The sequence below is a fragment of the Pseudoalteromonas sp. J2K-J599 genome, assembly GCF_059295115.2.
In genome coordinates, this window is sequence record NZ_CM200271.1 from 190,403 (window position 1) to 211,202 (window position 20,800).

17 protein-coding genes and 1 riboswitch are annotated in these 20,800 nt (G+C 40.5%); of the genes, 8 read left to right on the forward strand and 9 right to left on the reverse strand.

Features of this window, described 5'->3' with window-relative positions; all coding sequences use genetic code 11:
• The first annotated feature begins 154 nt into the window (after positions 1 to 154).
• Positions 155 to 1,978, forward strand: coding sequence for a translational GTPase TypA (typA, locus tag AC5NT5_RS00890; protein ID WP_002961123.1), 1,824 nt, complete (start codon positions 155 to 157; stop codon positions 1,976 to 1,978).
• Positions 1,979 to 2,327: 349 nt separating this feature from the next.
• Here typA and AC5NT5_RS00895 read toward each other — a convergent pair whose 3' ends face one another.
• The 3 genes from AC5NT5_RS00895 to AC5NT5_RS00905 form a co-directional block, all read right to left on the reverse strand.
• Positions 2,328 to 3,056, reverse strand: coding sequence for a CBM9 family sugar-binding protein (locus AC5NT5_RS00895; RefSeq protein WP_182671860.1), 729 nt, complete (start codon positions 3,054 to 3,056; stop codon positions 2,328 to 2,330).
• Positions 3,057 to 3,123: 67 nt separating this feature from the next.
• On the reverse strand, positions 3,124 to 4,203 hold the full coding sequence (locus AC5NT5_RS00900) for an MBL fold metallo-hydrolase (protein ID WP_494514143.1): 1,080 nt from the start codon (positions 4,201 to 4,203) through the stop codon (positions 3,124 to 3,126).
• Between the two features lie 74 nt (positions 4,204 to 4,277).
• Positions 4,278 to 4,934: a DUF2959 domain-containing protein gene (locus AC5NT5_RS00905; protein WP_149594446.1), complete on the reverse strand. Its 657-nt coding sequence runs from the start codon at positions 4,932 to 4,934 to the stop codon at positions 4,278 to 4,280.
• 87 nt (positions 4,935 to 5,021) lie between these two features.
• Between AC5NT5_RS00905 and AC5NT5_RS00910 the strand changes: the two genes are divergently transcribed.
• Both AC5NT5_RS00910 and dtd read left to right on the forward strand, forming a co-directional pair.
• Positions 5,022 to 5,927 carry a virulence factor BrkB family protein gene (locus tag AC5NT5_RS00910; protein WP_002961130.1) on the forward strand — a complete coding sequence of 302 codons (906 nt, stop codon included), beginning with the start codon at positions 5,022 to 5,024 and terminating at the stop codon, positions 5,925 to 5,927.
• Positions 5,928 to 6,365, forward strand: a complete 438-nt coding sequence (gene dtd / locus AC5NT5_RS00915) for a D-aminoacyl-tRNA deacylase (RefSeq protein WP_494514142.1) — start codon at positions 5,928 to 5,930, stop codon at positions 6,363 to 6,365. It abuts the gene before it with no gap.
• Here the strand turns inward: dtd and AC5NT5_RS00920 are convergent.
• Positions 6,362 to 7,069, reverse strand: coding sequence for a spermidine synthase (locus AC5NT5_RS00920; RefSeq protein WP_494514141.1), 708 nt, complete (start codon positions 7,067 to 7,069; stop codon positions 6,362 to 6,364). The two genes, dtd and AC5NT5_RS00920, sit on opposite strands and share 4 nt — an antisense overlap.
• Before the next feature lie 246 nt (positions 7,070 to 7,315).
• Here AC5NT5_RS00920 and AC5NT5_RS00925 point away from each other — a divergent pair, with 246 nt between their 5' ends.
• Positions 7,316 to 8,209, forward strand: a complete 894-nt coding sequence (locus tag AC5NT5_RS00925; protein ID WP_494514140.1) for a bifunctional GNAT family N-acetyltransferase/hotdog fold thioesterase — start codon at positions 7,316 to 7,318, stop codon at positions 8,207 to 8,209.
• 71 nt (positions 8,210 to 8,280) lie between these two features.
• Here AC5NT5_RS00925 and AC5NT5_RS00930 read toward each other — a convergent pair whose 3' ends face one another.
• From AC5NT5_RS00930 to dapA, 5 genes are all read right to left on the reverse strand, one after another.
• Positions 8,281 to 9,315, reverse strand: coding sequence for a phospholipase A (locus AC5NT5_RS00930; RefSeq protein WP_182671863.1), 1,035 nt, complete (start codon positions 9,313 to 9,315; stop codon positions 8,281 to 8,283).
• Between the two features lie 378 nt (positions 9,316 to 9,693).
• Positions 9,694 to 10,815 (reverse strand): succinylglutamate desuccinylase/aspartoacylase family protein, encoded by a 1,122-nt coding sequence (locus AC5NT5_RS00935; RefSeq protein WP_494514139.1) that lies wholly within the window; start codon positions 10,813 to 10,815, stop codon positions 9,694 to 9,696.
• Between the two features lie 5 nt (positions 10,816 to 10,820).
• A complete protein-coding gene (locus tag AC5NT5_RS00940) occupies positions 10,821 to 12,026 on the reverse strand; it encodes a PLP-dependent decarboxylase (RefSeq protein ID WP_494514138.1) in 1,206 nt (401 codons plus the stop codon).
• Positions 12,026 to 12,766, reverse strand: coding sequence for a 2,3,4,5-tetrahydropyridine-2,6-dicarboxylate N-succinyltransferase (locus AC5NT5_RS00945; protein ID WP_002958799.1), 741 nt, complete (start codon positions 12,764 to 12,766; stop codon positions 12,026 to 12,028). Before AC5NT5_RS00945 ends, AC5NT5_RS00940 begins: the two co-directional genes overlap by 1 nt.
• 15 nt (positions 12,767 to 12,781) lie before the next feature.
• Positions 12,782 to 13,666, reverse strand: a complete 885-nt coding sequence (dapA, locus tag AC5NT5_RS00950) for a 4-hydroxy-tetrahydrodipicolinate synthase (RefSeq protein ID WP_494514137.1) — start codon at positions 13,664 to 13,666, stop codon at positions 12,782 to 12,784.
• A gap of 190 nt (positions 13,667 to 13,856) precedes the next feature.
• Positions 13,857 to 14,057: riboswitch (Lysine riboswitch) on the reverse strand.
• Between the two features lie 191 nt (positions 14,058 to 14,248).
• Between dapA and AC5NT5_RS00955 the strand changes: the two genes are divergently transcribed.
• From AC5NT5_RS00955 to acnB, 4 genes are all read left to right on the forward strand, one after another.
• On the forward strand, positions 14,249 to 14,944 hold the full coding sequence (locus AC5NT5_RS00955; RefSeq protein WP_149594454.1) for a DNA-3-methyladenine glycosylase I: 696 nt from the start codon (positions 14,249 to 14,251) through the stop codon (positions 14,942 to 14,944).
• Between the two features lie 11 nt (positions 14,945 to 14,955).
• Positions 14,956 to 16,365, forward strand: coding sequence for a protein adenylyltransferase SelO (locus AC5NT5_RS00960; protein WP_494514136.1), 1,410 nt, complete (start codon positions 14,956 to 14,958; stop codon positions 16,363 to 16,365).
• Positions 16,366 to 16,755: 390 nt separating this feature from the next.
• The gene (locus tag AC5NT5_RS00965; RefSeq protein ID WP_494514135.1) at positions 16,756 to 17,817 is read left to right on the forward strand and encodes an OmpA family protein; all 1,062 of its coding nucleotides are present in this window, start codon (positions 16,756 to 16,758) and stop codon (positions 17,815 to 17,817) included.
• A gap of 292 nt (positions 17,818 to 18,109) precedes the next feature.
• Positions 18,110 to 20,707 carry a bifunctional aconitate hydratase 2/2-methylisocitrate dehydratase gene (gene acnB, locus AC5NT5_RS00970; protein WP_039488618.1) on the forward strand — a complete coding sequence of 866 codons (2,598 nt, stop codon included), beginning with the start codon at positions 18,110 to 18,112 and terminating at the stop codon, positions 20,705 to 20,707.
• Positions 20,708 to 20,800 lie beyond the last annotated feature (93 nt).

Below are 20,800 nucleotides of genomic sequence, written 5' to 3' on the forward strand. Positions count from 1 at the left end.
TTTTGAAATTTATATTGGATAAACTTTCATCCATGTCATTAATGAGGGATAATATGCGCCCTTTTAAATCCTATGCTGGGACATCTCGCGAAAGCGTGGATGAGTGCGTAGATCTTGCAGGATCAATGAGAATTTAATTTCTCTGAGTAAATATATGAGCATCGAACAGTTAAGAAATATAGCGATTATCGCGCACGTTGACCATGGTAAAACAACACTGGTTGACAAACTACTTGAGCAATCAGGTACATTAGAAACACGCGGCGGTAACGAAGAGCGCGTGATGGACTCAAACGACATTGAGAAAGAACGTGGTATTACCATTTTGGCTAAAAACACAGCCATTTCTTGGAATGACTACCATATCAATATCGTAGATACCCCGGGACACGCCGATTTCGGTGGTGAAGTTGAACGCGTACTTTCGATGGCTGACTCAGTATTATTACTTGTTGATGCTCAAGAAGGTCCAATGCCGCAAACGCGTTTCGTTACGCAAAAAGCATTCGCGCAAGGCTTAAAGCCAATCGTCGTTATCAATAAAATTGATAAGCCAGGCGCTCGTCCAGATTGGGTTATGGATCAAATCTTTGATTTATTCGACAACCTTGGCGCGACTGACGAACAGTTAGACTTTAAAGTAATCTACGCTTCAGCAATCAACGGTTGGGCAACACTAGATTTAGACGAACCATCAGACAACATGGAACCTATGTTCAAGATGATCGTTGAAGAAGTATCACCACCGGATGCAGATCCTGAAGGTGACTTCCAAATGCAAATTTCTCAACTAGATTACAACTCTTATGTTGGTGTAGTTGGTATTGGTCGTATTAAACGTGGTTCTGTTGCTCCTAACCAACAAGTTACTATTATCAGTGCTGATGGCACTACACGTAATGGTAAAATTGGTGCAGTACAAAGCTACCTAGGTCTTGAGCGTATCGAAACTGATAGAGCTTACGCTGGTAACATCGTAACTGTAACAGGTATTGGTGAGCTTAAGATTTCTGACACAGTTTGTTTCCCAGGAAACGTTGAAGCATTACCACCACTAAGTGTTGATGAGCCAACTGTAACAATGACATTCTCTGTAAATAACTCACCTTTCTGTGGTAAAGAAGGTAAGTTTGTAACGTCACGTAATATCCGTGAGCGTTTAGACAAAGAATTAGTACACAACGTAGCACTTCGCGTTGAAGATACTGCTAGCCCAGATAGCTTCCGTGTTTCTGGTCGTGGTGAATTACACCTAGGTATCTTAATCGAAAACATGCGTCGTGAAGGTTACGAGCTTTCAGTTTCTCGTCCAGAAGTTATCTTACGTACTGTAGATGGCGTTCTAGAAGAACCGTTTGAAACAGTGACTATTGACTGTCAAGAAGAGCATCAAGGTTCTGTTATGGAACAAGTTGGCCTACGTAAAGGTGAACTTACTAACATGACTCCAGATGGCAAAGGCCGTATGCGTTTAGACTTCATGATCCCAAGCCGTGGTTTAATTGGTTTCCAAACTGATTTCATGACGCTTACTTCGGGTTCTGGTCTTATGTACCATACGTTCGATCATTATGGTCCTCATAAAGGTGGCGCTATCGGTGTTCGTAAGAACGGCGTAATGATTGCAAACGCAACTGGTAAAGCACTTACTAACGCATTATTCAACTTACAAGAGCGCGGCCGTTTATTCATCGGTCACGGTGTTGAAGTATACGAAGGTATGGTTATCGGTATTCATAACCGTGATAACGACCTTACAGTTAACGCCCTTAAAGGTAAGCAGTTAACTAACGTACGTGCATCTGGTACTGATGAAGCGCAAACGCTTTCTCCGCACCTTAACTACTCACTTGAGCAAGCGCTTGAGTTCATCGATGATGACGAGCTAGTTGAAGTTACTCCACTAAACATTCGTATCCGTAAGAAACACCTTACAGAAAACGAACGTAAACGTGCGGGTCGTGCACCTAAGTCATAATCTATTAATTTAGAATAATGATTTTAAAAGCCGCTGTATTGCAAAATACAGCGGCTTTTTTGTGGATGAAAATAAGAGCTGTTAGCTATAGTCGTCAGTTGAAAGTATTTAGTTCAAAATTATATGACTACTGTTTTGAGATGAAATTTCCATAATATATTTACCTCTAAAAGCGCAGCGCCTCTTAACCCCTTTGTGAATAATTTACTTAAAGATCTTTTGCACAAGGAGAAGGGAATGAGAAGAGAAAGAGAGAGCTGAAACAGCCGATAATGCAAAGTATCTGTGTATGTTGGGTCTCGCTTCGCTCAACCCAACATACATGTTCAATTATTTTATTGGTAGTAACTTACTTTTTAGGAAGTAAGGTTATTTTGCCAAATACGTCGGCATCTATAAAACCACGATTTCTGTCGCCATTTACTGGTTGTACTTCATGTGAGCCCATAAAGTGCTCGCGCACGTCACTGCCATCGTTATCGCAATACGCTAACATAAACCCGATTATTTGCTTTTCGCTAAGTGTAAGTGGCGTGTTTTTAGCCCCTTCTTTATAATCATTAGGGTAGAGTTTTATTGCTACTTCCCAGGTAATGTTAAAGGGCGCGGTGGTGTTGCGCTTCCAGTTACTAACTAGGTGGTCAGTATACAAATGAGCTTTTTTATCAGGTCCGTAATCGGCAGCTTGGTTATCAAGGCCAATATGGTACGCCAAAGCGGTGTGATTAAATTGATGATTACCGCCCGATGCATCGCTATCAATAAATACTTCAAGCGCATCGTCATCCCAATATTTATAGGTTGGATCAGCGTGTGTATCTATTAAAACGTCATCCACAATATCGGCTTGTAGGTATAAATAGTTTTGATCCCACAATAAGCGATAACGCCCTTTAAAGTCGGCATCGTTTGATGGCAGTGTGCCATCCATTAGATAAGGCATGTCGTGCCAAGCGGCTTTATCCCATGCGCTTTCTGATACGCCATCAATAGTAATTGGAGTTGATGTATGTTCAACATCAATAGCCATTGCTGGCGTGCTTAATAAAAAGCTTAAGGCGAGTGCTAATTTCTTCATTAATCTCTCAATTTTATTGTCGATTTGTCTTAATGTAATAACAATCTTAAAACAGCTAAGTAAATAGTTACAGTGAAATACTTTCGCCTTCGTTTAAAATATACAGCGGTACTTTTGAATCCATTTTATTGTACATATGCAATAAGCGAAGTAAGGCTGAATGACTGCTGTGGTCGCCCATTTTCCAACTTGAGTTACCGTATCCCCACGGTATCATTACTTTACAATTAAGCTCTTGTGCTGCGTTGAGCGCGTCTTCAGGTGTGGTGTGAACGTAACGATAAAATTTACCACTTTCTTTACTGTAGTAAGAAGCGATTGGCATTAAGCAAATATCGATATCGCCGTATTTTTGCTGTATGTCTTTAAAATGTTTTGAGTAGCCTGTATCGCCTGCAAAAAATAAAGTGCTACCGTTTTGTTCAAGTAACCAGCCATTCCATAGGTCTTTATCGTGATCTTCGTAAATAAAGGGCACTAATACGCGAGCGCTAAAATGATGAGCTGGCACGGCGTTAATAACTAAGTCGTCAATGTTGGTTGTTGAGTACCACGGCATTTCGGTAATATTAAAACCGCCGGCAGGGAAGTTATCGGCCATCCCGAGTGGTGTTAAATAGCGAGGTTTATTGCCAATACTTTGTATGTCGGCTTTATTAAAATGATCGTAATGAATATGCGAATACATTACCGCATCAATATTTTCGAGTTCTTGCTCACTAGGCCAAGCGCCTGCTTTACGATAAATACCACCGCCGAGTTTAAAGCCAAGTGCGACTGGAGAATCAAACTGATTTTTTACCGGATCGAACAGCACACATTGACCATTTGGAGTGTTAATAACAAAACTAGCGTGACCAAGCCAGCGTACGGTATAGCCAGTGCTAAGTTGTGGTTTAGTTTGCAGACCTTGGTACTGGCAGTTTTCGCTGCCGGTTTTGCATAGTAAGTCTGGGTGAGCTGGGTAGCAGTTTTCAGTACAGGTAGTGGGATATGTTTTTTCACCTGTGTATAAATTTTTATAACGGCCGTTCTTATCATTAATAACAACAACTGAGTCAGAGCTGGTAATACGATTAATATTATTAGGTGCACCGCAGGCCGTTAATATACATAAGAGCATTGCTGCGATTAAAAAGCGTTTCATTGTAAATCCCTTTTAGTATTCCCTTTAACATAAAAAAGCCTGCAATTAAGCAGGCTTGTTAAAGTAACAAATGATTAGCCAGCGCTATTCATTTGCTCAATAAATTTATTTGAATCGGCAATCGATTTGTTCATGTCGTTCATCAACAATTGAATATCGCGCTTAAGGTTAGTGAATTCACCTTTAATAGCCGATACCGCTTGTGCATTTAAGTTATGCTTTAAGTATAAAACGTTATCATGAAGCGAGGTTAATACTGGCTCCATTTTACTCTCTGCGCTGCGCATTGAGCGTAATAGCTGATCAAATTGACGCTTAGTCGCGGTTAGCTTTTTGCTGCTTTCACGCTTAAGTGACGCGCTTTTGTATTGCTCTAGCTCATCGCCCCACTCATCAAACAGGGCTTCTGCTACGTCTTCTACTTTATTGATGTTAGTTGACACTTCGTTAGCGGCATTTAAGCTCGACTCGTAATCGTCGTTTAACTGATTATAAGTGTCTTGTAGTTCGCCACCATTAAAATCGATTAGAGTCGTTAAGCGCTCTAGTGCCGATTTAAATTCTTCTTGTGACTCTTGCTGAGAGTCTTTGGTTTCTTCTACGCGGTCAATAAGAATATCGCGTTTGTGAACACCCACTTTTTCCATCGCAGAATAATAAGCTGATTGGCAGCCAGTTAAAGTAAGTGTTACTACAAGCATTGAAACACTGAGTAATGTTTGTTTTTTCATTTGAATTCCTGTTTACGAGCGTTAGTGCTGTAAATTATGGCGCTGATTGTTATTATAATCAAAACTAAATAAGCACAAGTCAATTGTATGAATGATAAGCTCTCACATTACAAACAGCAAGTTAAGTCCTTTATACGCCAGCAGCCTGGTTGGTGGATGCAGTATTTTAATCGGTGTATAGACGATCAAATAACGGTTAATGCAGGTTACCTTGCTTACGTAACCCTTCTTTCGTTAGTGCCATTAATTGCGGTGGGTGTTGCTATATTTTCAGCTTTTCCGGGCTTTGAATCTACTCGCATGGAAATTGAGAGCTTTTTGTTTACCAACTTTGTCCCTACCTCTACCGATGTTATTAGAGAGCACATTAGCTCCTTTGCCGGTAACGCTAATCAAATGACGGCGGTAGGTATTGGCTTTTTAGCTGCAATAGCCTTGCTGTTAATACGTAATGTAGATGCCACACTAAATCGAATTTGGCGAATTAAGAAAAAACGCCCGATGATGATCTCATTTGCTGTGTATTGGATGGTTTTGAGCTTAGGGCCTGTATTACTCGGAGCGAGTATTGGGGTTACCTCTTATATTGTATCTTTGGTATCGTTTGCTGATCAGGGTATTCCTGGGTTTAGCGGGTTTTTGTTAAAGTTATTGCCGTATGGGATTTCGATGGTGGGCTTTATTATGCTCTACACCTTAGTGCCTAATACGCGTGTATCTTTCAGAGCAGCAATACCTGGCGCTTTTTTTGCGGCACTTTTATTTGAGCTGACTAAAAAAGGGTTTGCACTTTATATTAGCCATTTTCCTTCGTACGAAGTTATTTACGGGGCAGTAGCAACCATTCCTATTTTGTTTGTATGGGTGTATTTATCGTGGGTAGTTGTTTTGCTTGGCGCTGAATTTACAGCATGTATTAGCCCAAATGATATTCCAGAAACACCAGAACTTGAACTAGAAGATGATGAACCAGCAGTAAAGGACACAGTTTAAATGCAAGGTTTAATACAACGCGTAAAGCATGCCAAAGTAGAAATTAACAACCACGTGGTAGGCGAAATTAGCCAAGGTATATTGTTGTTGCTGGGCGTTGAAAAGCACGACGATACGCAAACGGCCGATAAGCTTTTACACAAGGTAAGTAATTATCGTATTTTTACTGACGAAAACGACAAAATGAACTTAAGCCTTAAAAATATTAAAGGTGAGTTACTGGTGGTTTCGCAATTTACACTAGCGGCTGATACTAAAAAGGGTATGCGCCCTAGCTTTTCATCTGCGGCAACGCCAAGCCAAGCTAATGAGCTTTACGAGTACTTTGTTGCTCAAGCTAAAGAGTTGGGACTTACAATAGCCACCGGTGAGTTTGGTGCCGATATGCAAGTAAGCCTGTGTAACGATGGGCCCGTGACGTTTAACTTATCTGTTTAAACTTTTTTAGTAACCACGACAATATGATTTACATAGCCCGTAATTTTCTGCGGGCTAATGTTACAACCAAATACATCGAGTAATAGCTGTTGAAGTTGTTTTAATTGCGACTCATGCTGCGATAAAAAGTTAATAAATAGCACACCGTTGTTATTTAAAGCCGAGTAAATTTTTTTATAAAATGCTTCTTCAAATAAAAATCGAGGTGCATCTATTTGGCTAAACAAATCTAAAATAATCCAATCAATATTTTGCGCACTTTTTAAAATCTGTTGCGCATCGGCGCACAGCAATTGCTCATTCTTATTTGACGAAAAAAATTGGGTATAGCAATCAATAATATCGGCGTTTTTTTCAACCGATGTTATTTGTGCTTTAGGGTATTTGTGTTGTAAATAATTACGAATTGCTCCGCCGCCGAGGCCGAGTTCTAACACTTTTTGTGGCGGCTTAAGAGCCTGCCAATGCTTACCTAGGCATAATAAGTGTGGAAAAAGTAATAAATCCGGGTTATTTAAATCAATAACAGATTGAAGAGTGTCGTTAATCAGTAACCAGCGTAACTGCTCGTGCTCACGTACTTGAATGTGATCGCCACTGCATTTATGCCAATAGATTAACTGACCAATGCTGTGGCTATTTTCAATAAATTGATCGCCCAGCAAACCCGTCAGTGAATTTATATAATTGATTTTTTCCATCATATTCTCAGCATAAACTAGCAACGTTAAAGCGCAATGGCCTTTGCCATTATTTTTTACGTTATTTTACAGCCATCACCAAAGTCGTATTTGCAGTTTTTTTAAGATGGAGTATGGTATTTGCCATAAATAATACCAACGGACTTAATTATTTAAGCTTTTTAGTTTGGTAGGTAATCAATACTATTAGTATAGCGCCGTAGCCTTTTTTGACTTTTATTTACGGCTTATATAACAACAGGAGTATGTATGTTTCAGGTAAGCACCCCACAAAGTAGCGAAGATTGGCAAGCGTATTACCAATTACGTTGGCAGGTATTACGCGCGCCTTGGGGCGAGCCACGTGGCTCTGAACAAGACGATATGGAACAAGACTCTGAGCACCGCTTTATAAAAAATAAAGAAGGCGAAGTGCTAGGTGTAGCACGTTTGCACTTTAACAATCATGAGCAAGCACAAGTGCGCTATATGGCGGTTGCAGAGGGTAATCGTAACCAGCATATTGGTAGTCGCTTACTGCACGAGCTTGAAAAAATTGCATGGGTTCAAAACGCAGGCGAGCTTGTATTGTTTGCACGCGAACGAGCGCTTGAGTTTTATAAACGCCACGGTTACGAATTAAAAGAAAAAGCGCACTTAGCGTATGGCGATGTTCAACACTTTAAAATGGTAAAGCAAAAACCGTCTGAGCCAGGTTGGTTTCGTCACCCTAATTGGACGCAAGTACTACAAAATACGTGGCGTGAGTCTATTCCAATTAGTGACGTGATGGGGATTAAGGTAGAAAGCTATACCGATTGGCAATTTACAACCAGCGCCGACCTAGACGCTAACTTAAACCTACATAACACTATGTTTGCAGGTTCTATTTATAGCTTGGCCACGCTAACAGGTTGGGGCGCTACGTACTTAGCACTTAAAGAAGCTGGGCTTGAAGGTAATATTGTATTAGCCGATGCTAACATTAAGTACTTAAAACCGCTTACTACCGACCCACGTGGTTGTGTTGATATACAAACCTGTAAGGGCAAGTTAAGCGATTTAGAAACCGACGGTAAAGCAAGTTACGTAGTGCCAGTAACTATTTACGATGGTGATAACGTGGTTGCAGAATTTGAAGGGCAGTTTGTAGTAAAAAAATAACTGTTTAGCTGTTCAAAACACAAAAAAGCCAAGCAATGCTTGGCTTTTTTGTGCGTAAAACTTAGGGAGTATTACAGCAAATCGGTTAATAATATACCGACACCAATACGTTCTACATCCGCATTGTAATCAATTAAGCTTTCGCCATAACCGTTAAAGTATTGTGCATAACCACGAACGCGACCCCATAAAGGAAACGACCAGTCGAGTTGAATTGCACCACGATTATCTGAATTTAAATTGTTACGCGTCATAAAGCTAAATTCATGGTCATGAAAACGATACGCGCCGCTAAATTCGAAGTAACCCATGTATTTGTATATGTCTGGGTTGTCGTCGCCATTGGCTTCTAAAATATCTTCTTTTTCGTCCTCAGCTATTCGGTACCAAGGTTTAAAGCTAAAAACAAAGCCTCTGTTTTCCCAAATGAAGTCTGCGTAAATACGGTTCCACGAACGTGAGTTTGGTTGGCTTCGACCATTTGATTGATGCGAAATACCTAATGCGATTGCCATTTCGTCGCCCCATAATACGTTTTCTGGGTCGAGGTAATTTATCCAAAATATTTCTGGTTCGTAGTTGGTCTCACGAAATGGAGACGAAATTTCTGAGTTATAAATTTGCCAATATGATTGCAGTGTAAAGCCAAAAAATATGGCTTGGTCTTTATCCGAAAAATCATCGTAAAGAGGCACTTTTATCGATAGCTGATATTTGGCTTCTAGATTGTCGAGCGGTTCGCCGTCGTTATCATCTGTTAGTTCATCAAAACCATCAAAAGGGCGATCGTTTGGGTGTGATAAGTACGAAAGCGGTAAAATATAGTTACGCTTATGTGGCGTAATTACATTTCTATTTTTTTTACCTACTTCTTCACGGGCCTGGCGTTTATCAAGCGCGGTAAGTTGTTTATTTTCTTCAAGAGCTGAACACTTTTTACGAAGATCGTCTAATGTCTGTTTACCATCTCCGCCAATTACCTCATTTAAAATACACTGTTTTACAAGCTCGATGTCGTTATCTTGCTCGTTTGTAGCAACTTCTTCTTGTGCGAAGGTAGCGGTACTAATTAAAGCAGAAAGAGTTATCCAGTGGCGCCAGCTCATTGTAATTCCTTGTGAGTTTGGGTTGTTGTATGCGTTAATTTAATTATAACGTCTTTTTACATATGTAACGGTGAACTTTTACTGAATTTGTATTTATAACAAGGTCTATACGTATACAAAGTAAGTATAGATCAAAAGAAAAGCGGCCTAAGCCGCTTTTCTAATGCAAATTAACTATTTTAGTTAATTTATACCAACTTTATTAAAAACATGATTATTCTAGCGTATTAAATAGCTCACTAACTACGTTAAAAATTATTTATATAGAACAACTATGTACCATAATTTTAGCCTTGTTATTAAGCTATTTCCTTATCGCTATAATAGATCACTAATTTAATGCAATTGGTATTACTCTCACGCAATGAGAAGGGTGAGCTAAAGCTCAAATATGTTAGTAAAAAACTTATAAAGCTCGGTACCTTGATTAACACTCGCTGAGGCGAAGTGCAAAATAGCAATTGCATCGCAATCAAGAGTAAGTGTTTGCAATGGTTGCTCACTTAAGTAGCGCTCCATGCGTAAAATATTGGCAATAGGCTCACCAGCTTTAATGTGCCCGCCAAGTGGGGCTAAGTATTCAACCATGCCGCCAATAGGGGCGTAGTAGGCAAAGTAGTCATCTAAATTACATGCATAACGGGTCATATTAGCTGGCGTATGCGGTGCGTTTTGTAATACGCCTTTGTGATTTAAGTAACTTAAAATGCTGTTTGCATCGTTTAATGCTTCTTTTAAGTCTATTTTTTCTTGGCTGCCTAGCTCTACAGTAAATGCTTCTACAGGTATTGATAATTCGCGACCTTGTCCGCTAAGTGCATCACTTAAATGCCACCATGGGCAAAAGTTAGCTTCATCCATAGCGCCGTCAAAATCACTAGGAATAAGCAGTACATGTTCAATATTAAAGTAACGTGCGCTGTCGGTTGCATAGCTTGGGCAGTACAGATGCTTGCTTGAAATAGGGCCTGTGTGTAAATCGAGTACTATATCAGCCTGATGAGCGAGCTTTTGTAAGTTAAGCGCAATGCGTTTACCCGTATTGAGTAAATAAGCAGGGCCGTTAAGTTTGCTGTCTACTTCGTCAATAAGTGCCTGTTTGAAGTTACTTTTTAATGTAGCGTCGTCATACTGAGTATGATTTTGTGCAAACTGTGCCACTAAATTTTTATTGTAGTGATACATGCGATTCCAATTAGTGCCCGTAATCGGATCGAACCTGCCAAGGGTAAACTCGCCAGATTTTTGATTACAACCAATCGGATTGGCATAAGGTACAAGGGTAATATCGCCACTAAGGTTAAGGTGTTTTAATTGCTCAAGCAGCTGAAAAATAACTGCGTTACCTTGCACTTCAGCGCCATGCATATTGGCCTGAATGTAAACATTTGGCCCTGTGCCATCGCCTTTTAAACGATACACAGGAATTGTAAGCGGTAAGCCGTTTGCAACTTCCCCTACTACAATGTTCTCTTGGCTAATGTGTGTTGTATTACTCATACTTGTTACCTTAAATAATGGCTGGCATTTTCGGCTTGGCGAACACAGGTAAGTGTACCGTTTTGCAAGGTGTACTCAGCAGCTAGCTCATGGCATAAAAAATACGGCATACTTTCGGTAAAGCCGTAAGCACCGCATTGGCTAAACACTAGCCAGTCGTGCTCATTTAAATCGCTTGGTAAGTTATGTTCACCCAAGCAATCAAGCGCTGTACAAAGTGGGCCGTATAAAGTGACCGCTTGAGTTTTAGCACTGGATTCACGCAGTAATGCAGCAGGAAAGTCTTGGCTGGTAACAGCAGGGCGTAATAAGTGATTTATACCGCCGCTTAAAATTACTTGCTGTTGATTATAGTTTTGTTTGCGCTCTACTACTGGGTTTGCGTAATGACCGCATTCGCCCACGGCATAGCGACCAAGTTCCATCCATAGCTCTTCTACACCCGCATCATTTTTAATTTTAGCGAGCGCAGCAATTAAGTCATCCCAATCAAGTGTTGCTTCGTTTTGTGTATAAGGAATACCTAAACCGCCGCCTAAATCTAAAATTTTAAGGCTAATATTTAAATCGCTGGCAAGTTGGCTAAGAGGTGCAATCATTTGTGACCACAAGTCGCTTAGTTTTTGCGTGCTAAGCATGTTGCCCCACTGAAAGATATGCAGGCCGTCAAACTTAAGTGCAGGGTACTCGGCTACATTGAGTGCTTGCCACTCATTACAACCCAAACCAAATGGTGTAAGGCTGTCGCCGCCCAGTGGGTTTTTTTCACCTTCAGGCCAGCGTAATTGCACTCGCAGTAATACTTGTAACTGCGTATTTTGTAGTTGCGCTTGTTGGTTTAACCAACGTACTTGATTGAGGCTTTCGGCTACGAATATACGCACGCCGCGCTCAATAAAGTGTTTTATTTGTTTAGGGCTTTTTGCAGGCCCTGTGTTGAGCACGCGCTGCGAGCTAATACCTTGTGCTAGTACTTGCTCAAGCTCACCTTTACTTGCTACGTCAAAATTAAAGCCAGCACTGTCTAAGCTTTGAATAATTTTAGACAGTGGGTTTGCTTTTACCGCGTACCACAGTTTTACATCGGTTTGCGCAACTAAACGCGCAAGATGCGTGTTTAGTTGATCTAAATCGTAAACAAAAAAAGGTGTATCAAGTTGTTGTGTAATAGTATTTACAGCGGTTTTGATAGGCGTGCTCAAAAAGCTCATTATCGTAAAACCTCTTCAAGTAATAATGATGCATCGCTTTTTTCGTCGCGGTATTTAACTATTAACGCACACGACATGCTTAGACCTTGCTCGCGCGCCCACTCGTTTGACGCAGGGCGAGAGCCTGGTATTACAATAGCGTACTCAGGGATTGGCTCGCCTTTATCTAGTTGGCGCTCGTTTACGCAGTCGTATACCGGAATAGTTGCTGATAAACGCACGCCTGGGGCAAGTACTGCACCTTTTTTAATAACTACACCTTCAACAATAATACAGCCAGCGCCAATAAATGCGTCGTCTTCTACAACTACTGGGCTTGCACCAATAGGCTCAAGTACACCACCAAGCTGAACCGCAGCACTTAAATGTACGTTTTTACCTACTTGTGCACACGAGCCAACTAATGCGTGGCTATCTACCATTGTGCCTTCGTCGATATATGCACCAATGTTTACATACGCTGGTGGCATAATAATCGTGCCTTTAGCAACATAAGCACCACGGCGAACACTAGAGCCACCCGGCACCATACGTACGCCATCATCAGTACTAAATTCTTGTGGAGCTAAGTTATGTTTATCAACAAAACCACCTGCAAACTCAGTATTAGTGCCATTTTTAAAGGCTTCTAAAATGCCTTGCTTTACTTCTACGTTAGCCTGCCATTGGCCGCTTTCGTTTTGCGATGCTGCGCGTACTGCGCCCGATTCTAAATTATTTAATAGTTCTAACCAGCTCATTATAAAAACCTGTATTTAATGCCAAGATAAAATGGTGTTGTTTGCAGTTGTGATGCAATCGGTTTGAGTTAACTCAAGGTGTGTTAAAGGTGGACGAAGTTGCGGGCTGCTTAAGCGGCCTTGCAAATGCATCAGTACCTTTACGGGAATAGGGTTTGCGACAGCAAATAGGCTATTAATAGCGCTTGACCACTGGGCAAATAAATTAGGGTGTTGGCCACTTAAACTGCGCTTAACAAACTCGTGAGTTTGTTCAGGCCATGCGTTTGCAGCTACCGACACCAAACCTTTTGCGCCAGCTTGAGCAAAATAAGGCATTAACGCATCGTCGCCACTAAAAATAGCTAAATTAGGCGCCGCTTGGCGGTAAGCTTCAAACTGAGCAATACTGCCGCTCGCTTCTTTTAACGCCCATAAATTTTTATTTTTTTGTAAGTTTTGAATTGTTGCCACTGGGATGCTAACAGCACTTCGACCCGGTACGTTATAAAGCATACATGGGTGAGCGCTTGCATTTAGTAGGCTTTCAAACCAATGAGTTTGACCTATAGCGCCAGGCTTTGCATAAAGCGGTGAGCCAAGTAAAAAGCTATGAATTGGGAGTGTATTACAGTAGTTAACCCACTCAATTTGTTGCTTTAAGTTACTACCGCCCACAGCTACCATGAGTGGTACTGTTGGTTTTAGCTGGCATACGTGCTCAACAATGGCTTGTTGTTCTTTTAGCGTTAGTGCTAAACCTTCGCCCGTACTGCCAAGTAGCAAAATACCGTTATGTGCCGCTTCTTGATCGCTAACCAACTTAGTTAACGTGTTGTAGTCGACATCGCCGTGTTGATCAAATGGCGTAACGAGCGCGGTCCACAGTGAGTAGTCGTTTAAATTGAAGTTGTTGATCATCTCTCACGAACTTATAATTTGTACCAATTTTATTAAAAACGTGATCATTTTAGCGATAACTAATTTAATGTAATTGGTATTATTCGAAGAGTTAAAAAGCTTTATGGAAGGAGCCGCATTAACGTCGTTCGAACTAATAATTCGAAGAGCGAATGGGCTTAAAATAATAGGGCGCACGGCCTTAATATTTAAGACCAGAAGCTCTCCACCAAACTAACAAGCTGCTTTTTATAAGCAGCTATTGGTGACAGTCGCTAGGGTTCAACCTAGTCGCCCGAAATAAACACCTCGCAAAAGTGGTTACTTCTCGGCGTTAATTCCCCTCACGTATGCTTACTGGAGTTTGCGCTCCTAACATACGCTACCTGAATAACGCACCTCTTCTAGCCCTTTGCACCTGTTTGTAGGGTAAAACTTACAAACCTGTGCAATTTAAATAGGGTAATTACGGCGATTAAAGCATTTTAGCCGTCTAGGTGTCAAGCGACTAAATACAGATTAATTCATCGAAAAGAGGGGTGGTTACGTATTAGGTGCTTTTCTCGTACACTAGCAATATAAGTAGTGAGGTATTTAATTAGTATGGAAAAATTTAGCGATATTTATAAGCGAGCGGTAGAGCGAAAAGGCTCTGAAAAAATGCTTAAGTTATTACTTGCAAAACCGCTATCTAAAAAACAACTAAGCACGTTAAGTGACGACGATTGGCTTGAAGAATTTACTCGAAAAGTATTTCAAAGCGGCTTTTATTGGTCAGTCATAAATAATAAGTGGCCGGGCTTTAGAGAGGTTTTTTGGGATTTTAGCGTTGATAAGTTATTAATGATGCCACCTGATATGCTGGAACAAAAAGCAACGGATGAGCGAATTGTTCGTAACTATAAAAAAGTAAAAACAATTACCGAAAATGCTTACATGATCCACGAAATAGCAGGAGAACATGGCAGTTTTAGCCAGTTTATCGCTAATTGGCCAACAGACGATATTATTGGCTTGTGGGCGTATTTAAAAAAACATGGTTCGCGTTTAGGCGGAAATACAGGGCCTTATGCGCTGCGAGCACTTGGTAAAGATACATTTTTACTATCACGCGATGTAGAGAATTATTTGCGTGCCCATAAAATTATAGACGGCGGCTTACAAACTAAAAAGTCACTAAATGCAGCCCAAGCTTTTTTTAACGAAATGCAAAAGCAAAGCGGCTTAAGTATGCAAGAGTTAAGCTTAATTGTTGCTTATGGCGTAGGTGACAACCGTGTTGGTATAAGTCAGCAATAATAGGAATTACCATGAAATTAGTGCCAAGATACACAGATATTGCGGAAAACTTCGCAATAGAAGATTTCCCTGCAAGTGTCGCCTCTCCTCAGCTATTACTGTGGAACGAGAGTTTAGCAAAACAATTTAATATTAACGTTGCGGCTGATTTGCGTGCCAGCACTTTTAGCGGTAACGAAAAACAGGCGATTCCTGCAGTAGCACTTGGTTACTCTGGGCACCAATTTGGACATTTTTCACCACGCTTAGGCGATGGACGAGCGCACTTACTGGGCGCTATTAGTGATGATGAAAACCAGTTATGGGATATTCAATTAAAAGGCTCTGGTGCTACTCCTTACTCAAGAGGTGGGGATGGACGTTGTGCTCTTGGCCCTGCTATTCGTGAATACGTAATGAGCGAGGCAATGCATGCACTGGGAGTTAAAACCACACGCTGCTTAGCGGTTGTTGGTAGTGGTGAAACGGTTTATCGTAATCCGCCACAAGCAGGGGCTATCGTTACGCGTGTAGCAACTAGCCATATTCGTGTTGGCTCGTTTCAATATTTAGCGACGCAAGGCGATGTTGAAGGGCTTAAAAATTTAGCCGAATTAGCTATAGAGCGACACTACCCAGAAATAACCGATACAGGTTCGCAGCGATATTTAGCATTTTTAGGCGCTGTGATTAAAAACCAAGTTAAGCTAGTTGTGAGCTGGATGCGTGTTGGCTTTATTCACGGAGTAATAAATACAGATAATACGCTAGTTAGCGGAGAGACCATTGATTACGGCCCGTGTGCCATGATGAATAGCTTTGATTTTGATACCGTATTTAGCTCTATAGACAAACAAGGCCGCTATGCATTCGGTAATCAACCTAATATAGCTAACTGGAACTGCGCACGCTTAGCTGAGAGCTTAATACCGCTTATTAGCGATGATGACGAGCAAGCGGTTTCATTAATGACGCCATTTATTAATAGTTTTGCTGAGCAGTTTAATACTGAGTTTACGGCTATGTGGGCACAAAAACTGGGTTTAAATGAATCTAGCGATAGTAGTGGCGAGTTAATAGCAGAGTTGTTAACGCTATTAAAAGATAATCAGCTCGACTACACCAATACCTTTGATGCGCTTACTGAATCCTTAAAAGGAGAAAAAAGCGTACCTGAGTCGCTAATTGAATGGAGAGCTAGGTGGGTAAGTTTAACTGACGATAATAGTTATGAAGCAATGAGAGCTGCAAATCCTCGTGTTATACCGCGAAATCATGTGATCGAAGAAATAATTGCACAATATAACGCTACAGGATCCAGCGAGTTACTACAGCGCTTTATAAAAATAGCCGGTAATCCATACTCTTACGGTGAAAAGTTATCAGAATTTTGCTCTCCACCGACGAATGATAATGACTACCAGACTTTTTGTGGTACTTAATACTTAACTTTAAATATAACCGCATGATTAAAAAGAGTCATTTTTTAATCAAACATGCGCATATACCTAGGGGAATGCTAATTCTGGTGGTATTATGCGCACAATTAAAACCAAGCAATATTTCTTTGCATTTATAAGTGCATTCAATTTAATTGCTCTTACATTCCTTGCTAAGTACTAATTTACAAAAAACTACTATATTTATTTTTCAATAAAGTTTTAATTTCGCCTATAGTAAGTGGATGTGTGTTGCGACAAGGCATAGAAAAAAGTAATAAACTTTATTTTTCGTTAAGTATTGATTAACAAAGGCTCAGTTAGTCTATATAAAACTGATTGAGCTAGTATCGATTAGCTACAATTTACAATTGTTCAAATGGGAAGAAAACAATGAAATTAAAATCACTTACAATTGCAATCGCGTTGGCTGCAACTAGCGCATCTACATTCGCTGCTGATAAAGAAGAAGGTTTCTACATTGGCGCATTTGGCGACTACTATGACGCATCTTGGAAAAACATGCGTGACCAAGCTGGTCTTGACGTAAACGAATCAACTGGCTGGGGTGTTGAAGCTGGTTACCGTTTCAGTGATTACTGGAGCGCACGTCTTGAATATGCAGACATGGATTTTAATGCTTTTGATAAAGTTGCTGGCAACCGTAACAATATTGATGGCGAGCGTTACGGTATTGATGCTCTTTACCATTTAGACGGCGGTCCTTTCTATGGTCTTTTCGGTATTAAAGAAATTGACGTAGTTGATGACAACACATTCTTAAATGCAGGTGTTGGTTACCAACATTTCATTACAGACGGCTTATTTGTAAATGCTGAAACAGCTGTATACCAAGGTCTTGACCGTGGTTACACAGATGTTGGCGCTAAAATTGGTATTAACTACTTATTTGGCCAAAACTCTGCTCCTGTAGAGCCAGTAAAACCAGCTCCAGAGCCTAAAGTAGTTGAAGTAGTTGTAGCTCCTGTAGACAGCGACAACGATAACATTCTTGACGCAGATGATAAGTGTCCTAACACACCTATGACTGATGCTGTAGATGGTACTGGTTGTACTTTATATGAAGATAAAGAAGTAACAGTAAGCTTATTAGTGACTTTCCCTAACAATGCTTCTGCAGTATCTACTCAATACTTAAATGATATTGAAAAAGTATCTGCATTCTTAAAAGAGTACCCAGATACAACAGTACTATTAGAAGGTCACACTTCTGCTGTAGGTAAAGCAACTTACAACAAATGGTTATCTAAAAAACGTGCTGATGCTGTAGCTAAGCAACTTGTTGCTGATGGTATTGCTGAAGACCGTATTACTACAGTTGGTTTAGGTGAAGAGCGTCTTAAAAATGATGCAAACACTAAAGCTGCAAACGCAGAAAACCGTCGTGTAGAAGCGCATATCAAAACTATCAAAAACGTTAAAGTTTTACGTTAATTAAATAGTTTGTAATAAAGACCCAGCCAAGTGCTGGGTTTTTTTATGCCTGTAATAAATTAATATTAGTTAATGGTAATGATTCTTACTTAACAAGTATTCATGAAAATAGTTTTTACCACAACCACTATTCATAGTATTTATAATCGGTATAATCAGTTGCGCAACTGGATGGATTTTCATCTATCCATAAAAGCTTTATAATTACGCGTTAGAATACTATAAGTATTGGGTAACTTATTTGCGCCCAAAGCGCTACCGGATACTTTCACGTCACCAAGAGGGCAATATTGTGCTACAAGAATATCGTAAACACGTAGAAGAACGTGCCGCGTTAGGTATCGTACCAGCGCCATTAGATGCTCAGCAAACTGCTGATCTTATTGAATTAATAAAAAACCCACCTGCAGGTGAAGAAGAATTCATTTTAGATTTGTTCATTCAGCGTATACCAGCTGGTGTTGATGATGCTGCCTATATTAAAGCGGGATTTTTAGCAGCCGTAGCTAAAGGTGAAGCTAATTCTCCACTTGTTTCTAAAGAAAAAGCGGCAGAATTATTAGGTACAATGCTGGGCGGTTACAATATCGCGCCAATGATTGACCTACTTGATGACGAAACACTTGCACCAATCGTAGTTAAAGGCCTTTCAAATACATTACTTATGTTTGATGCGTTCTACGATGTTGAAGAAAAAGCAAAAGCGGGTAATACATTCGCTAAGCAAATTATTGAGTCTTGGGCAAATGCAGAATGGTTTACTAATAAACCAGCTGTTGCTGAAAAGATCTCAGTTACAGTATTTAAAGTAACTGGCGAAACAAATACTGATGACTTATCACCAGCACCAGATGCATGGTCTCGTCCAGATATCCCACTTCATGCTTTAGCAATGCTAAAAATTGAACGTGATGGAATTACACCAGACAAGCCAGGCGAAGTAGGTCCAATCTCTCAGCTTGAAGAATTAAAAACTAAAGGCTTACCACTTGCATATGTAGGTGATGTTGTTGGTACTGGTTCTTCTCGTAAGTCTGCAACTAACTCTGTACTTTGGTTCATGGGCGATGATATCCCATTCGTACCAAATAAGCGTGTTGGCGGTGTGTGTCTAGGTAATAAAATTGCTCCAATCTTCTTTAATACAATGGAAGATTCAGGCGCATTACCAATTGAATTAAATGTTGATGAGCTTAACATGGGTGAGCAAATCGATATTTACCCGTACGAAGGTGTTGTTAAGAGCCACGGTACTGACAAAGTAATCTCAACTTTTGAACTTAAATCTGACGTAATTTTAGATGAAGTTCGTGCTGGTGGTCGTATACCACTTATCATTGGTCGTGGTTTAACTGATAAAGCACGTACATCACTTGGCCTAGGTCCAACTGATGTGTTTAAAGTACCAACAGTGACAGAAGTGTCTGAAAAAGGCTTCACACTAGCGCAAAAAATGGTTGGTAAAGCGTGTAACGTTCCAGGTATTCGCCCAGGCCAATACTGTGAACCTAAAATGACAACTGTTGGCTCGCAAGATACAACAGGTCCTATGACACGTGACGAACTTAAAGACTTAGCATGTTTAGGTTTTTCTGCAGATTTAACAATGCAGTCTTTCTGTCATACGTCGGCTTACCCTAAACCAATCGATGTAAACACTCACCATACGCTTCCTGATTTCATCATGAACCGTGGCGGTGTGTCACTTCGCCCAGGTGATGGTGTAATTCACTCATGGTTAAACCGTATGTTATTACCAGATACTGTAGGTACTGGTGGTGATTCACATACACGTTTCCCATTAGGTATTTCATTCCCAGCAGGTTCGGGTGCAGTAGCATTCGCAGCAGCTACAGGTGTTATGCCTCTTGATATGCCTGAGTCAATTTTGGTTCGCTTTAAAGGTGAAATGCAACCAGGTATCACTTTACGTGACCTTGTACATGCAATCCCTTACTTCGGTATTAAAGAAGGTTTATTAACAGTTGAGAAAAAAGGTAAAATTAACGAATTCTCTGGTCGTGTACTAGAAATTGAAGGCGTTGAACACCTAACTGTTGAGCAAGCGTTTGAACTATCAGATGCATCTGCAGAGCGTTCTGCAGCAGGTTGTGCGGTTAAACTTTCTAAAGAGTCTATCGCAGAATACCTAGAATCAAACATTGTTATGCTTAAATGGATGATCTCTGAAGGTTACGGCGATGTACGTACTATTGAGCGTCGTATTACTGCAATGCAAGATTGGTTAGCTAACCCAGAACTAATGGAAGCTGACGCTGATGCAGAGTACAAACATGTACTTGAAATCGATTTAGCAGATATTAAAGAGCCAATCCTTTGTGCTCCAAATGACCCTGATGATGCACGTTTATTATCTGATGTTACTGGCGAGAAAATCGACGAAGTATTCATCGGTTCTTGTATGACTAACATCGGTCACTTCCGCGCAGCAGGTAAGTTACTAGATGGCTTTAAAGGTCGTATCCCAACTCAGCTTTGGGTTGCCCCGCCAACTAAGATGGATAAAGATCAGCTTACAGACGAAGGTTACTACGGTATCTTTGGTCGTGTAGGTGCACGTATCGAAACTCCAGGTTGTTCACTATGTATGGGTAACCAAGCACGTGTTGCAGACAAAGCAACGGTTGTGTCTACCTCTACACGAAACTTCCCTAACCGTTTAGGTAATGGCGCGAACGTATTCTTAGCTTCAGCAGAACTTGCTGCAGTAGCGGCTATTTTAGGTAAACTACCTACTCCAGCTGAGTACCAAGAATACGCAGCGAAGATTAATGCAACGGCTGCAGATACTTACCGTTACTTAAACTTCCACCGTATGCCTGCTTACACTAAAAAAGCAGACAACGTGATTATTCAACAAGCTGTATAACTTTTAGAGTTTGTTTAAAAACCCGCTTCGGCGGGTTTTTTATTGGCTAAAAAAATATTAGATAGTTCATGCTTCTTTTTTTGTATTATTGTA

What these genes read in the sequence shown, in the direction of transcription:
- typA (WP_002961123.1), top strand. Translation starts at nt 155, where the DNA reads ATGAGCATCGAACAGTTAAGAAATATAGCGATTATCGCGCACGTTGAC.
- AC5NT5_RS00895 (WP_182671860.1), bottom strand. Translation starts at nt 3,056, where the DNA reads ATGAAGAAATTAGCACTCGCCTTAAGCTTTTTATTAAGCACGCCAGCA.
- AC5NT5_RS00900 (WP_494514143.1), bottom strand. Translation starts at nt 4,203, where the DNA reads ATGAAACGCTTTTTAATCGCAGCAATGCTCTTATGTATATTAACGGCC.
- AC5NT5_RS00905 (WP_149594446.1), bottom strand. Translation starts at nt 4,934, where the DNA reads ATGAAAAAACAAACATTACTCAGTGTTTCAATGCTTGTAGTAACACTT.
- AC5NT5_RS00910 (WP_002961130.1), top strand. Translation starts at nt 5,022, where the DNA reads ATGAATGATAAGCTCTCACATTACAAACAGCAAGTTAAGTCCTTTATA.
- dtd (WP_494514142.1), top strand. Translation starts at nt 5,928, where the DNA reads ATGCAAGGTTTAATACAACGCGTAAAGCATGCCAAAGTAGAAATTAAC.
- AC5NT5_RS00920 (WP_494514141.1), bottom strand. Translation starts at nt 7,069, where the DNA reads ATGATGGAAAAAATCAATTATATAAATTCACTGACGGGTTTGCTGGGC.
- AC5NT5_RS00925 (WP_494514140.1), top strand. Translation starts at nt 7,316, where the DNA reads ATGTTTCAGGTAAGCACCCCACAAAGTAGCGAAGATTGGCAAGCGTAT.
- AC5NT5_RS00930 (WP_182671863.1), bottom strand. Translation starts at nt 9,315, where the DNA reads ATGAGCTGGCGCCACTGGATAACTCTTTCTGCTTTAATTAGTACCGCT.
- AC5NT5_RS00935 (WP_494514139.1), bottom strand. Translation starts at nt 10,815, where the DNA reads ATGAGTAATACAACACACATTAGCCAAGAGAACATTGTAGTAGGGGAA.
- AC5NT5_RS00940 (WP_494514138.1), bottom strand. Translation starts at nt 12,026, where the DNA reads ATGAGCTTTTTGAGCACGCCTATCAAAACCGCTGTAAATACTATTACA.
- AC5NT5_RS00945 (WP_002958799.1), bottom strand. Translation starts at nt 12,766, where the DNA reads ATGAGCTGGTTAGAACTATTAAATAATTTAGAATCGGGCGCAGTACGC.
- dapA (WP_494514137.1), bottom strand. Translation starts at nt 13,666, where the DNA reads ATGATCAACAACTTCAATTTAAACGACTACTCACTGTGGACCGCGCTC.
- AC5NT5_RS00955 (WP_149594454.1), top strand. Translation starts at nt 14,249, where the DNA reads ATGGAAAAATTTAGCGATATTTATAAGCGAGCGGTAGAGCGAAAAGGC.
- AC5NT5_RS00960 (WP_494514136.1), top strand. Translation starts at nt 14,956, where the DNA reads ATGAAATTAGTGCCAAGATACACAGATATTGCGGAAAACTTCGCAATA.
- AC5NT5_RS00965 (WP_494514135.1), top strand. Translation starts at nt 16,756, where the DNA reads ATGAAATTAAAATCACTTACAATTGCAATCGCGTTGGCTGCAACTAGC.